Raw genomic sequence first — 14,217 nt, forward strand, 5'->3', positions numbered from 1 at the left:
AGGCACTTTAAATCGGCAGCAATTTGCCGTGGTCGGGACACTACGGTCTGACCATTGCGTCCGTGACCTTGATTGGTCAAGGTCTTCTGGAGTGGTGGCGGGGCGGTAATACCGCGCTGACCAGTGGTTGTTCGAGTTCACCTCACCGCGTGGAGGGCTGCTGAAAGAGGCATTTGGGGACTACCGAAAACAATGAGAAATGCTCGAAATGACGGGGAATTGGTTGCTAATGGCGCGAAAAATCCGGCAAGATACGGGCACATTCAGTGTTGTATCTTTTTGGTTTTGCTATTTTTTGCTTCAAAAATCAATCGGGCAAAGCAGTGCAAACGATTTTTCGGACGTAAAAACGTTTGAATTTTGTGCGGTAAGTGCACTTGTGGCAGCCGACACGCCGGATTAAAGGTTATAACCATCGAGGTCGAAACGGTTTTTTCTGGATGGAATGGCTCAGCCTGTGGGATGGAATCGCCTCGAGTGACAAAGTCCAGTTCAGGCTGGCTTGGTTGGGCAATGCTTGCACCAGCTTATGAATGGGCTTTCACTGTGCTTGCCGGTAACAACCAGTGGGCACTCGCGCCCCATGTGCTTTCCGGCTGGCGATGGAGTGCCCCAGCGTCACCCCGGTTGATCCCCCAATTCGGGGCTAGAGGCTTTTTTCTTGGTCTTGCCGACCGACTGCCAGCATCCCCTATCCGCTGCCAGCCGTTCCCCATGATCTTCTTGGCTCAGACGGACCACAGAATTAAGGACAACTTCATACTGAATCACTTAAAAGATTGCTCAAGGTACTCGCGTGAGTCCCCCCAGCATGGCTGGCTTGCCGCCCGATGCGTTCGGACGCAGGCCTTATCCTCCGCAGCCCGGAGGAAATCGACATGGAAAGGGTCATTCCTTATAAATAGTGAAGCTTGGTGCAGCAGCCAAAGGTGCTTTCAATCACCGGCTTGCGCGCATGCAGGTTGCTGAGGGGAATGACGTGGGGGAGTAGCCCAGCTGCGGCTGGCAGATGGGCAATCAATCGACTTCATCACTTCGACGCTGAAATGAGGCACCGAAAACATGTTTACATCCTCGACGAACGCGGTGGGAGGCAGCCTAGGGTTGTCCGCGCTGTGTGCCATCGTGCCCCTTTTCGCCTTCTTCATCTTCCTTATGGTTTTGAAATGGAAGGCACACTGGTCAGCGCTGGCATCGGTCGCGGTGGCGCTGCTGGTGGGCATTGTGGCCTTCAAGATGCCCGCCGGGCTTGCCGTGTTGTCGTTTACACAAGGCGCGGCGTTTGGCCTGTTCCCAATCGTGTACATCATCTGGATGGCCGTGTGGATCTACGATCTCACGGTGAAAACGGGCCGCTTTGAGGATATGCGCACGATCTTCTCCAAGATCGGCCGCGGTGACATGCGCGTCCAGGCGATGCTGATCGGCTTCGCCTTTGGTGGCCTCCTCGAGGCCCTGGCCGGCTTCGGCGCGCCGATTGCCATCGTGGCGGCCATGCTGCTGGCCATCGGCCTGAAGCCCATGAAGGCCGTTCTTGTCACCTTCGTCGCCAACTGTGCGCCGGTGGCCTTCGGCGCGATGGGCATTCCGGTGGCAACCGGTGGCTTGCTTACCGGCATCCCCGGTGAAGACGTCGCCGCCATGGCCGGACGCCAGCTGTCCCTCGTCGCACTGATCGTGCCGTTTATTCTGGCCTTCATCATGGATGGCAAGCGCGGCATGCGCCAGACCTGGCCGATGGCCCTGTTGCTGGGCATCACATTCGGCGGCGGCCAGTTCCTGGCCTCCAACTACTTCAGCTTCGTGCTTACCGACGTCGTAGCGTGCCTGTTGTCACTGATTGCAGGCGTGGTCTTCCTTCGCTTCTGGAAGCCAGTCACCCCCGAGGATCAGGCCTCGGCCATCGACGCGGATTCCATTCACCTGACCACCGAGCGCACCGTGCTCGCACTGTTCCCATACCTGCTCATCGTCGTGGTCTTCTCCTTCACCAGCCTCTGGAAGCTCGGAGTGGATGTGCCCGGCGCACTGAAGTCCACGGACATCCGCTTCGGATGGCCAGGACTCAACGGCCACGTCCTCGACGCGGCCGGCGAACCAGTTGCCAACACCATGTTCAACTTCAACTGGCTGTCCACGCCAGGCACCATCTTGTTCCTGTGTGGCGTGATCACCGTGTTGGTTTACACCTTTAATAACGGGCAGGGCAAGTACCCGCTGGGTATCGGCGCGGGCTTTGCCGAGCTCGGTCGCGGCGGCTATAAGATGCGCTACTCGGCGCTGACGATCGCCTCTGTGATGGGCCTGGCTTATGTCATGAACATGTCTGGGCAGACCGCCTCCATCGGCGCCTTCCTCGCAGGTGCTGGCAGCATCTTCCCGTTGATCTCCCCGGTCCTGGGCTGGATCGGCACCTGGGTGACCGGCTCCGCAACCTCCGCCAACGCACTGTTTGCTCAGATGCAGGCCACCACCGCAAGCCAGGTGGGTGTCAGCCCGACCCTGCTCGTAGGCGCGAACACGGCCGGTGCCACGCTGGGCAAGATGATGAGCCCGCAGACGCTGACCATCGCCGCGACCGCCGTGAACATGGAAAACGGCGAAGCCAAGATCATGGGCCAGGCGTGGAAGTACTCCCTCGGCCTGCTGGTTTATGTCTGCATCCTCGTGTTCCTGCAGTCTACAGTTCTTGGTTTCATGGTTGTGGGCTAAACTGCCTATTCATGACACCAGCGGATCTTTCATCTCTCATCAAGGACACAGCAATCGCCGTTCTCCAGGAGCGTGACCTGGACACCACCGCACTGCCGGAGAAGGTAGTGGTGGAGCGTCCACGCAACCCGGAGCACGGCGATTACGCCACTAACGTGGCACTGCAGGTAGCCAAGAAGGTGGGAATGAACCCGCGCGAGTTGGGCCAGCTTTTGGCTGATGCCCTGGCAGGTTCGGATGCCGTGGATACCGCCGAGATCGCGGGCCCGGGCTTTATCAATATTCGCCTTGCCGCCGCGGCTCAGGGCGCGATCGTCGGGCAGATCATCGCGGCGGGCGCGGCGTATGGCCACTCGGATCTCTACGCAGGCAAGCGCATCAACCTGGAGTTCGTCTCCGCTAACCCCACCGGCCCCATCCACCTAGGTGGTACCCGCTGGGCCGCGGTGGGTGATTCTTTGGGGCGCGTGCTCGCCGCCTCCGGCGCGCAGGTTACCCGCGAGTACTACTTCAATGACCACGGTCGCCAGATTGACCGCTTCTCCAATTCCCTGATGGCCGCCGCCAAGGGCGAGCCCACCCCAGAGGACGGTTACGGCGGAGAATACATCAAGGACATCGCAGCCCGCGTCGTCGAAAAGCAACCGGACGTGCTGACGCAGCAGCCGGAGCAGATGCAAGAAACCTTCCGTGAACTCGGCGTGGACATGATGTTTAGCCATATCAAGGAGTCCCTGCACGAATTCGGCACCGACTTCGACGTCTACTTCCACGAGAACTCCCTGTTTGAGTCCGGGGCGGTGGACCGCGCGGTGGCCAAGCTCAAAGACAACGGCAACCTGTATGAAAAGGACGGCGCTTGGTGGCTGCGCTCCTCCAACTACGGTGATGATAAGGACCGCGTGGTCATCAAGTCTGACGGTGATGCAGCCTACATCGCCGGCGACATCGCCTACGTTGCCGACAAGTTTGACCGCGGTCACGACCTGTGCATCTACATGCTCGGCGCCGATCACCACGGATACATCTCCCGCCTGCGTGCCGCGGCCGCGGCCATGGGCTATGACCCGGAGGCAGTCGAGGTGCTGATCGGCCAGATGGTCAACCTCGTGCGCGACGGCAAGGCCGTGCGTATGTCCAAGCGTGCCGGTACCGTGATCACCCTCGATGACCTCGTCGAGGCAATCGGCGTGGATGCTGCCCGCTACTCGATGATCCGCTCCTCGGTGGACTCCTCCCTCGATATCGACCTTGCGCTGTGGGCTTCCCAGTCCTCCGACAACCCGGTCTACTACGTTCAGTACGGCCATGCCCGCCTGTGTTCGATCGCACGCAAGGCTGCTGACCTCGGCGTTTCCGCCGAGGGGGCGGACTACTCCTTGCTCACCCACGAGCGCGAGGGCGATCTCATCCGTACCCTGGGTGAATTCCCAGCCGTGGTCAAGGCCGCCGCCGAGCTGCGCGAGCCTCACCGCGTGGCCCGCTACGCCGAGGAATTGGCCGGTACCTTCCACCGCTTCTACGATGCCTGCCAGATTCTGCCCAAGCAGGACGAGGAGGCAACGCCGCTGCACACCGCGCGCTTGGCACTGGCCAAGGCCACCCGCCAGGTGCTGGCCAATGCACTCGGATTGGTTGGCGTGGGCGCACCGGAGCGGATGTAACGTGAGCTTCGATCAGATCCCAGCCCACGTGTGGCCGCGCACCGCGAAGCGACGGGCCGACGGCACTGTTGAGATCGCAGGCGTCAGCCTCGTCGATCTCGCGCGGGAGTACGGCACCCCGCTCATGGTGATGGACAAGCAGGACTTTGTTTCGCGCTGCCGTGACATGGCCCAGGCCTTCGGCGGCGGACACAATGTCCACTACGCTTCCAAGGCCTTCCTGACCTCGGAAATCGCCCGCTGGGTCGCGGCCGAAGGGTTGCACTTGGACGTGGCCTCAGCCGGTGAATTGGCTGTCGCACTGCGCGCCGACTTCCCGCCCGCGGATATCACGGCCCACGGCAATAACAAGTCCCTGGAGTTTCTGCGCACCTGCGTGGTCCGCGGGGTGGGTACGGTAGTGCTGGATTCCTTCCAGGAATTGGAACGGCTGAACACGGTAGCTGCTGGGGCCGGCGTGGTTCAAGAGGTGCTTGTCCGCGTAAAGCCCGGCGTGGAGGCTCACACCCATGAGTTCATTGCCACCAGCCACGAGGATCAGAAGTTCGGTTTCTCGCTCGCATCGGGGCGCGCCTATGAAGCAGCCGTTGCAGCCCACGAGGCCCCCAACCTCAAGCTGAAGGGATTGCACTGCCACGTAGGCAGCCAGGTCTTCGATGCCGAAGGCTTCAAGCTTGCCGCCGAGCGCATCCTCGAGCTGTACAAGCAGTTGGTCGATGTCGTCGGCGCAGACGATCTCACCGTGCTCGACCTTGGCGGCGGCTACGGCATTGCCTACACCGAAGATGAGGAACCCCTGGACGTTGACGCCGTGGCGCACGACCTCATCACGGCCGTGGACAAGACCGCCGCCGAGCTGGGTATCGAGGCGCCGCAGGTGATGGTGGAGCCCGGGCGCGCGATCGCGGGACCATCCACGGTGACCATTTACGAGGTAGGTACGGTCAAGGACGTCCACATCGATGCCGACACCACCCGCCGCTATCTCGCGGTTGACGGCGGAATGAGCGATAACATCCGTCCCGCGCTCTACGATGCCGCCTATGACGTGCGCGTGGTCGACGGCACCGTTTCCGGCGCGCTGATTGCCACCCGCATCGTCGGTTCCCACTGCGAGTCCGGTGATATTTTGCTTTCCGACGCCCAGCTGCCCGACGATATCACCGCCGGCCGTCTGGTAGGTTTCGCGGCCACCGGGGCCTACTGCTACGCCATGAGCTCGCGCTATAACATGGCTCTGCGCCCGGCAGTCGTGGTTGTTGAGGGCGGCCGAGCATCGTTGATGCTGCGGCGCGAGACCATGGACGACTACTTCGCGCTCGAGGTCTAAGAAGCACTCCCCGCTGGGTTCCACGGTGGTGTGGAACCCAGCGGTTAATTTATGAAGTCTGGTGGGGCTTTAAGGGAAGTAGCATTGGCAACAGCGAAGCTGCTTCTTAAGCCCAGTCTTTTCCGCGTCTCCTGCGTAAGCGGTGCCGGTTGCTGGGCAGGGGGGTAGGTGGGGGAAGTTTTCTTCCTGCCAACCTGCTATTTCCTTGCGCGTGGAATAGAATCGGGCAGTTGTAGTCTACTTCGCACACCCTTGAAATTGTTCTTCCCACCGCTGCTTTGCAGGCCTGAGCATAGGTGGCTGATCAGGTAAAAGGCGGTGTGCAGGTACAGACACATCAATGAACTTTGTACCTTCAACCCTCGACGTTCAATGATCCACCGCGCGAGGGCATGCGCCCTTGTGAGGTAGTGACTTGCCAATTGCAGCCTTGCGCGGGACACGTGCTCGACAAGCAGGGCGGGACCGTCTACTAGACTGGAGCACCATGACGAACGCAACGACCACACCAGCCCAGACCTTCAACCCCGGCAAGGGAGCTGGCGAGCCCGTGGGTATCGCCATCCTCGGCTACGGCACTGTCGGCAGCCAGGTGCTTCGTCTGATGACGGAGAACGCGGATGCCTTCGAGCACCGCTCTGGTGGCCCTCTTGAGGTCAAGGGCGTAGCCGTGAGCAACGTCGACAAGCACAAGGGTTCTCTGGCCGATCAGATGGGTCTGCTGACCACGGATGCCCGCTCGCTGATCGCGCGCGACGACGTGGACATCGTCGTCGAGGTCATCGGTGGCATCGACTACCCGCGCGAGCTGGTCTTGAACGCCCTGCGCAACGGCAAGTCCGTGGTCACAGCCAACAAGGCCTTGGTTGCTGCACACTCCGCCGAGCTGGGCGAGGCAGCCGACGCTGCGGGCGTGGACCTGTACTTCGAGGCAGCCGTGGCCGCAGCCATCCCAGTCGTGGGCCCGCTGCGCCGCTCTTTGGCTGGTGATCAGGTGCAGTCTGTTGCCGGTATTGTCAACGGCACCACCAACTTCATCCTCGATGCGATGGACTCCACCGGCGCCTCCTACGATGACATGCTCGCCGAGGCCACCCGTTTGGGCTATGCCGAGGCCGACCCGACGGCCGACGTTGAGGGCTATGACGCAGCCTCCAAGGCCGCGATCCTTGCCTCGCTTGCCTTCCACACCCGCGTGACCGCAGACGATGTCTACCGCGAGGGCATTTCCGCGATCACCTCCAAGGACATCGAGGCCGCCAAGCAGGCCGGCAACACCATCAAGCTTCTGGCCATCTGCGAGCGCCTGGTCGACGAGAACGGCAACGAGTCCATCTCCGCGCGCGTGCACCCCACCCTCATCCCGCGTTCCCACCCGCTGGCCAGCGTGGATAAGTCCTTCAACGCCGTGTTCGTTGAGGCCGAGGCCGCCGGCCGGCTCATGTTCTACGGCAACGGCGCTGGCGGTAACCCCACCGCCTCGGCTGTTCTCGGCGATATCGTCGGTGCCGCCCGCAACAAGGTCTTCGGCGGCCGTGCACCAGGCGAGTCCACCTACGCCAACCTGCCGATCGCAGACTTTGGCGAGGTTCCGACCCGCTACCACATTGACATGGAGGTCGAAGACCGCATCGGTGTGCTCGCTGAGCTGACCCAGATGTTCGCCCAGCACCAGATCTCCCTACGCACCGTGCGCCAAGAAGAAAAAGACGGCTCCGCGCGCCTCATCTTGGTCACGCACACCGCCAAGGAACGCGACCTGGCCAAGGTTGTCGAGGAGGTCAAGGCGCTGCCGAGCGTCAAGGACGTCAACTCGGTCATCCGCATGGCAGGCGAGTAACCCTCTTAAGAAGCTCTGCCCGATAAACCAGCCTGCCTAGGGCATCGGTCATAATGGTGACAGGCCGATGCCCCTTTGTGGTTTTCTGGGGGCGAAAAAACTTGTCTGGCTGGGCTGGCGGATGCCGGTTCGGCAAATGGAACGAAAACGAAAGGCTTGCATTCACGATGGCGATTGAGATTCCGGTCGGCGCAAAGGTAACCGTCACGGTACCTGCTTCTTCGGCCAACCTTGGTCCGGGCTTCGACACGCTGGGCATGGCGCTGTCTTTGTATGACACGGTTGAGGTTGAGGTCATCGCCTCGGGGCTGCAGGTTGAGGTTTTCGGCGAGGGGCAAGGCGAGTTGCCGCTCGACGGCTCCCATCTGGTGGTCAAGGCCATCCGCTCTGGGCTCAAGGCCGCTGACGTGGACGTGCCGGGTCTGCGCGTGGTCTGCCACAATAACATTCCGCAGGCCCGTGGCCTGGGATCGTCGGCGGCCGCCGCGGTGGCTGGCGTCAGCGCCGCCAACGGCCTTGCCGGTTTCCCGCTTACCGACGATCAGGTAGTCCAGCTCTCCTCAGCCTTTGAGGGGCACCCCGACAATGCTGCGGCCTCGGTGTTGGGCAACGCTGTGGTCTCCTGGACAGAGATCCCGGTCGATGGGCGCACCGAACCGCAGTACCGCGCGGTGTCGATCCCGGTTCACGAGTCGATCAAGGCCACCGCCTTGGTGCCGAGCTTCCACGCCTCTACCGAGGCCGTGCGTCGGGTGCTGCCCAGCGACGTGACCCACGTGGATGCCCGGTTTAACGTCTCCCGCGTGGCGGTGATGACCGTGGCCCTGCAGCAGCACCCTGAATTGCTGTGGGAGGGAACCCGTGATCGCCTGCACCAGCCCTACCGTGCCGATGTTCTTCCGGTCACCGCGGAATGGGTCAATCGTCTTCGTAACCGTGGCTATGCCGCCTACCTTTCCGGTGCCGGGCCCACCATCATGGTGCTGTCCACAAAGCCGGTGGAGGAGAAGATTCTCAACCAGGCCCGCGATGAAGGCCTGCGGGTTCTCCCTCTTGACGTCGCAGGACCCGTCAGGGTGGAGCGCAACGCCTAAGAAGAAAGACAAGGGCGCGGGGACGACGATCGTCCTCGCGCCTTTGTCAGTTCTAGCCCGGGTTCACATCCTCTCGGTCAATTCGGTCCCACTTGTGAAGTCGGCCCCGAGATTCTCTTTTGTCGGCCCTAGTGGAGACCAAGACGGCGAGCGAGCCATTAAGGCACATGGCGCACCCGACCAGAAAAGGTGGGTGCGCCATGTGCTGCGAGCCTGTCAGCCCAGGCCTTGTCGATAAGGAAAGGGCAATTGCCTTAAACACCTGCGTTGTTCAAGGTGTGCGATACCTCCAAGGAGGAGCCCAGGCAGGAAGCCGGTCCCTGGCATTGTGCGAACGGGTTATCCAGCGTCAGGGTGCACGGGCCGGATGAGGTAAACGGCTCGAGATTGGCTTCTGCGGAGGTGGTCTTGAGCATCTCATCGAGCACACCTCGGTGAATGGCACACATGATAGGAGATGGGGTAGTGCCTTGGGCCATGAATGGGCAGGAGTTGAGATGCATGGTCAGTGAATTCTCTGAAGCGTCCTCTGACCGCTGGTTTTCTACTTTCGGATCGAATCCCATCTGAGTATGATGCGACTTGATGGCTTTTAGCGCGGTGGGGGTGTCTTGGGAGAATAGGCCATCCTCGCGAAGCCGGCTGCCCCAGCGACGTCCGATTTCCCGCGCGGCCTTGTGAGCTTCCTCCGAGTCGGACTCCTCAAGGTAGCTGGTCAAGATGCCGATGAGGCTTACGTATTCGTTGGCCACGGTGCGATTATCGGGAACCCGAATTGAGTAGAGCAATGAAGGCCGTCCCCGACCTGGGCTGCGGGTGGGGACGGCCACCACCGCGTTACGGTCAAGCAGTTCATCCAGATGTCCGCGCGCGGTATTGACATGAACTCCCATTGCCTCGGCGATTTCACCTACCTTTGCGCCCTGAGGGAAGCGCTTGAGTACCTCGAGGACGCTGCGCTGCTTAGGGCTGAGGTTCAAGGACTCCGGGAATAACTCCAAGGCGGGGCGTGGAGCAGGATGTACGGCGAGGTTCATACGTTCTTCCTGTCAAATGTTGGTGCACTGCTCTTTGGGAATGGATTGGTACATGCTGGTGCCTTCGACGACAAGACGTGAAAGCCTTCATCGCCCCAATGCGTCCTGGTTCGGAAACCTTCCCACTTCGCAAGGTCGACGGAATTTCAGCGTTGCGGAAGATCTTATTAGCTGGGAAAGTGAATTAGAAATCCCTGTTGGGGTCATCTGTGGGATCTATCCAACGGGGCTCAGTTTCTAAATATGAAAAAGCGGCTATAGACTGTGCAAGCGTGAAACTATGGCCTCCGTCATATCTATTTCTAATAAAAGCATAAGAACCTGCACATCCCACATTTCTGGGGGTGAACGATGGTCGTATCGGGCAAGTAGAGCCGAGACTGTCTCCGTCTTGAGGGTGATTGCGGGCGATTGCTCAATGGCTATTAACCTTTTTGGTGTACGGTTTTTCCGGCGTTTCGCATCCTAGAAGCTCCTCTTTATTGAAACGAAAAATGGCTGGTAAAATGGCTGCGTTGGCTCGGCTGGGGAAGTGGTGTATGTGTGCTTCGTCGATGTTTTATGAGTTGCTGAGGTCTTGTGGGTCTTTTTGAGGGACTTGGTTCAATTCGGGACATGTGCAATTGTCAACAAATGCAGGGATGCGAGCGGAAAAGTTTGCTTGTGGGCAATGATGAGAGGCGAGAGTTGTCGGTTTCCGGGCAGGAGAATCCCATTTCTCTCAGTTTAAGCTCAGGAATAAGACCGGGAAAAGCCGGTGAAAAACAAGGCCGTGGCGCGCTTGGAATCGGCCCGCCACTGCCGATGCGGGGCCCATCCCTCAACAACTCGTGGGGTGTGGGTCGGTGGCACCTTGCCCTCGGCGGAGTTGCCGGGGTGTGGGCGCTGACGGGCTTTGCACTTTCGCTGGCTTTTTCTCAAGGCGTTGCGGTGAGCTGGTGGGCGAGCGTGCATGCCTTTACGTTGGGGGCCGTGGTCACCGCCATTATGGTCTACACCCAGCATTTCGCTGGCGCGCTGACCCGAATGAAGCAGGACCCTGCCACCGTCGTCCGCGGGGTCGGGATCCGTATCGCCATGGTACAGATTGGCCTGGCCTGCCTTGTGCTGGGGCGTGCCGGATACGAATGGTCGGGGCTTGCTGACTTCGGCGCCATCCTCGTTTTGGTGGCATTGACCATCCATTTTGGTGGGATCCTAGACTCCTGCCTGGAAGGGATGGGCGGGCAGTATTCCTTCCTGGCGCGATTTTATGTAGCGGCAGGTGGTTGTGCCGTTGGTGCCATCATGCTCGCGATTGCGGCGGCCCATTCCGCAGGAGATTATGACCTGCTTATTTCCGCGCATGCTCGGGCCATGGTGTGGGGCTTTGTTTTCCCCATCGTGCTGATAACCGTGCTTACCTTGTTGCCCACGATGAAAGGCCAGAGGGTAGCGCCAGGAGTGAAAAGACTTTCCCGCACGCTGTTGACCGTGTATTTCACCAGTATCGGGATTGCGGTTGGTGCTGTGTGTATCAAGGCGGCGCCGTTAGCCGGGAATGCACATCTCGATTGGTTGCTCGCCGTGGCCGGTGCCGCGGAGATTCTCGCAGGTAGTGCGGGTCTGGCACTGCTTGTAGTGGCATCTTCGCCTCGCCGGGCGCGCCTTGATGATGCAGGCACGAAGGCTGCGGGCGCATCCCCACCTCCTGCGCCCGCAGGCTCGCGTGCTCGCCTTGCCGTCTACGCCGGTGTGGTCTGGCTCGCGGTGTGTTTGCTTGCCGACGGCCTGGGCGTGGCCAGCGCCATGACGGGAGAAATAAGCCCCCGGGATCTTTTTGCCGCACTTGCTCCGGTGGTGGTGGGCGCGGGGCTGCTCCCCATGATTGTCCAGGTGCTGGGCTTTCTGCTTCCCGTGGTCGCCGGAGGCGGCCCAGATGTCATCAAGCATCGCCGAATCGCGGCAACGCGCGGGCTGCGAACCCGCCTGGTTATCACCGGGTGCGGAGCTATGCTTACCATCGTGGGGAAGGTGCCGGTGGGAGAGCATGTGCCGCAGATAGCCGTGGTGTCCATGGGCATCGCACTCATGGCCGTGAGCTTCCTATGGGCGGCGGCGGCAGTGGTGCGCGCATTTCTACCGCATCACTGGTGGGGGTGTGGCGGCAGGCCGAGGCAAGCTCCGGCGAGCTAGGCTAGTCGTCTTCGGCAGGTGCCACCGGGTCTTCGAGGGGGCTTGCGGCCTGGTTGATGATGGGGCTCGACGAACGGTTGGTGCTGCGGTGGCCTGGCCCTTGCAGGGCGATGACCTCGAAATCGCCATTCTTGACGTGTTCGCGCAGGTCAATCTTGTCGAACTTGCCCACCGAGGTCTTGTCGATGGAGTCGACGAAGGCCCAGTATTCGGGAAGCATCCAGCCGGGAAACTTCTCTCGCAATTTGTCGCGCAGGCGCTCGGCGGTATCGCGATCGCGGGCAATGCCGGCCGCCAGAACGGTGACCGCCAGCGGCCGCTCGCCCCACTTTTTATCTGGGTAGCCGATCACGGCGCATTCGACGACCACGGCGGCAGCCATGATCTCATTTTCCAGCAAGGCGGAGTAGATCCACTCACCACCCGATCGGATGACGTCGCGGGCGCGATCGTGGATGGTCAAGAAGCCATCGGAGGTTACCGACCCCACGTCGCCGGTACGCAGCCAACCATCGGCGGTGAACTGCTCTGGTGCGTCATCGACCTCCTTGTTGCGGAAGGTGTGCGCAACCCCGGAGTCTTCCTCGGTGGGGGAATGGTAGTACTGGGAGGTCACCCAATTGCCTCGCACCTGGATCTCGCCTTGATTGCGGTCGGTAGAGGCGACGACCTCGCCGTCGTTGACCACACGGTATTCCAGGGAAGCCGGGAACCGTCCCTGGGATTCGCGGTAGCTTTGTCGCGTCTCACCGGAGGCTCCCGAAGGCGGGCGCGCCACGGTGCCGATGGATAAGGTCTCTGTCATGCCCCACACGTGGACGATGTCCACGCCGTAGCGCTCCTCCCACAGGTGAATCAGCGCCGGGGGCACGGCGGACCCACCGACGAAGATTTCCTGCAGGCTCATGCGCTCGGGCGGATTGTGGATGTAGTGGACCATGAGCTGAATCCACAAGGTCGGGACGCCATGAGCCACGCGCGGATGTGAGTTGGCGATGATGGTGGCCAGAGCCTGCGGCGACATGTCCGAACCAGGAAAGACTAATGGGGTGCCCGACATGAAGGCGGCAACGGGCACGCACCACGACAAGATGTGATAAATCGGCACGCAACACAAAAAGGTCTGTCCGTGTGTGATGGCCAATGAGTCTGTGGTCCGCAGGTTCATGCACTGCAAATAGATGGAGCGATGGGAATACAACACGCCTTTGGGTGCGCCGGTGGTTCCGGTGGAATAACACAGCGCCGCGGCGTGGGTTTCGGGCACGACCGGCCATGGGTAGTCGGTGCTGCGGCCGTCGAGAAGCCTCTCATAAGAGTGGCAATTGATCGTCGAGGGGATAAAGCTGGCTGGCTCGGTGATGTCGTGAATGCCAATGAAAACTACCGCGCGCACGCTGGGGCAGCCGCCGTCCAAGATGGCTCCGAGCTGTTTAGCAAAGCGCGGGTCGGCGATGATGACCTCATCTTCGGCGTGGTTGATGATGTGCCGAATTTGGTCATTCATGAGCTGCCTATTGAGCGGATTGAACACGGCACCCATGCAGGCAACGGCGAAGAGGGTCTCAAGATGCTCGGCGCAGTTGTTCATGAAACTGGCCACGCGCTTGTCACCGGTGATGCCAAGCTCATCGCGCAAACCGTGGGCGAGCGCCGCCGCCCGTGCAGCGACCTCGTGGTAGGTGGTTTCGGCGTGCTGAGGCCCGTCCCAGGTGGTGATCTTGGTGTTGGCATGAATCGTCGATCCGTAGGTGAGGATGCGTGAGAGATTCAGTGGCAAGTCCTGCATCGTTGAGTGCATAGATGAAGCTTAACGCAGCCGGTGAAGCGGGGGAGCTATTACTTCGAACGCTGCGGGGCGTGCTTTCCGACGCCCGCAGGTTCCGGATGCGCGAAGTCACTGCGCCGGCGCGGCGATGTATAAAAAATGGCGTCAAACTTCTCCATGATTACGTCTGTGGGCTACACTTGAGCGTGAACCTTCGTTTTACGCGTTCGTGCGCGCCCAGTCGTGGTTCGGTTTTTGGTGGTCAGCCCCTAAAACTGCGCTAATACACACTTTTTAGTGCTCCACCTTGGGTGCCATGAAAATAAACGCGCTTGCCTGAACCCCGTTGCTTGTTTGCCTGGGTTAGGCCTTCCCATTTCACCCTGAAAATTGTCGGGCTGCGGTTGCCACGAAGGGCAGGACGAAGGTTCCGGTCATGTCACCTTTAACGCCATGTGCATGGCTGCCAACAAAATCTGTCGATCATCGCGTATCGATCATCGACCAACTTCCATAAGGATGCTGCCAAGCTTGACGGAATAATCCCACAAGTACCATGCGCAAGCACTGTTATTGCAATTGCGCGTTGATCCTCGT

Annotated in this window: 8 protein-coding genes; 6 read left to right on the forward strand and 2 right to left on the reverse strand. The window is 60.5% G+C overall.

Annotated elements, in window-relative coordinates; genetic code table 11:
• The first annotated feature begins 1,062 nt into the window (after positions 1-1,062).
• The 5 genes from PAB09_RS05685 to thrB all read left to right on the forward strand — a co-directional run bounded on the left by PAB09_RS05685 (position 1,063) and on the right by thrB (position 8,640).
• Positions 1,063-2,712: an L-lactate permease gene (locus tag PAB09_RS05685; protein ID WP_271035049.1), complete on the forward strand. Its 1,650-nt coding sequence runs from the start codon at positions 1,063-1,065 to the stop codon at positions 2,710-2,712.
• An 11-nt stretch (positions 2,713-2,723) separates the two neighbouring features.
• Positions 2,724-4,376 carry an arginine--tRNA ligase gene (argS, locus tag PAB09_RS05690; protein WP_271035050.1) on the forward strand — a complete coding sequence of 551 codons (1,653 nt, stop codon included), beginning with the start codon at positions 2,724-2,726 and terminating at the stop codon, positions 4,374-4,376.
• Positions 4,333-5,706 (forward strand): diaminopimelate decarboxylase, encoded by a 1,374-nt coding sequence (gene lysA / locus PAB09_RS05695; protein ID WP_442873719.1) that lies wholly within the window; start codon positions 4,333-4,335, stop codon positions 5,704-5,706. The genes argS and lysA overlap by 44 nt, the downstream gene beginning before the upstream one ends.
• Positions 5,707-6,193: 487 nt before the next feature.
• Complete coding sequence (locus tag PAB09_RS05700; protein WP_271035052.1) at positions 6,194-7,546, forward strand: homoserine dehydrogenase; 1,353 nt, start codon at positions 6,194-6,196, stop codon at positions 7,544-7,546.
• A 167-nt stretch (positions 7,547-7,713) separates the two neighbouring features.
• Positions 7,714-8,640: a homoserine kinase gene (gene thrB / locus PAB09_RS05705; RefSeq protein ID WP_271035053.1), complete on the forward strand. Its 927-nt coding sequence runs from the start codon at positions 7,714-7,716 to the stop codon at positions 8,638-8,640.
• Positions 8,641-8,894: 254 nt separating this feature from the next.
• On the opposite strand, the gene PAB09_RS05710 is transcribed toward thrB, so the two are convergent.
• Complete coding sequence (locus tag PAB09_RS05710; RefSeq protein ID WP_271035054.1) at positions 8,895-9,677, reverse strand: helix-turn-helix transcriptional regulator; 783 nt, start codon at positions 9,675-9,677, stop codon at positions 8,895-8,897.
• Between the two features lie 804 nt (positions 9,678-10,481).
• On the opposite strand from PAB09_RS05710, the gene PAB09_RS05715 reads away from it, so the two are divergent.
• Positions 10,482-11,852 carry a hypothetical protein gene (locus PAB09_RS05715; RefSeq protein ID WP_271035055.1) on the forward strand — a complete coding sequence of 457 codons (1,371 nt, stop codon included), beginning with the start codon at positions 10,482-10,484 and terminating at the stop codon, positions 11,850-11,852.
• Position 11,853: 1 nt separating this feature from the next.
• On the opposite strand, the gene PAB09_RS05720 is transcribed toward PAB09_RS05715, so the two are convergent.
• Positions 11,854-13,653 carry a long-chain fatty-acid--CoA ligase gene (locus PAB09_RS05720; protein ID WP_271035056.1) on the reverse strand — a complete coding sequence of 600 codons (1,800 nt, stop codon included), beginning with the start codon at positions 13,651-13,653 and terminating at the stop codon, positions 11,854-11,856.
• Positions 13,654-14,217: the final 564 nt, after the last annotated feature.

This window comes from Corynebacterium sp. SCR221107, assembly GCF_027886475.1.
Taxonomy (GTDB): Bacteria; Actinomycetota; Actinomycetes; order Mycobacteriales; family Mycobacteriaceae; genus Corynebacterium.

Bases quoted from the DNA above. Each gene is read 5' to 3' on its own strand.
- PAB09_RS05685 (WP_271035049.1), top strand. From the start codon at position 1,063: ATGTTTACATCCTCGACGAACGCGGTGGGAGGCAGCCTAGGGTTGTCC.
- argS (WP_271035050.1), top strand. From the start codon at position 2,724: ATGACACCAGCGGATCTTTCATCTCTCATCAAGGACACAGCAATCGCC.
- lysA (WP_442873719.1), top strand. From the start codon at position 4,333: ATGCACTCGGATTGGTTGGCGTGGGCGCACCGGAGCGGATGTAACGTG.
- PAB09_RS05700 (WP_271035052.1), top strand. From the start codon at position 6,194: ATGACGAACGCAACGACCACACCAGCCCAGACCTTCAACCCCGGCAAG.
- thrB (WP_271035053.1), top strand. From the start codon at position 7,714: ATGGCGATTGAGATTCCGGTCGGCGCAAAGGTAACCGTCACGGTACCT.
- PAB09_RS05710 (WP_271035054.1), bottom strand. From the start codon at position 9,677: ATGAACCTCGCCGTACATCCTGCTCCACGCCCCGCCTTGGAGTTATTC.
- PAB09_RS05715 (WP_271035055.1), top strand. From the start codon at position 10,482: ATGCGGGGCCCATCCCTCAACAACTCGTGGGGTGTGGGTCGGTGGCAC.
- PAB09_RS05720 (WP_271035056.1), bottom strand. From the start codon at position 13,653: ATGCACTCAACGATGCAGGACTTGCCACTGAATCTCTCACGCATCCTC.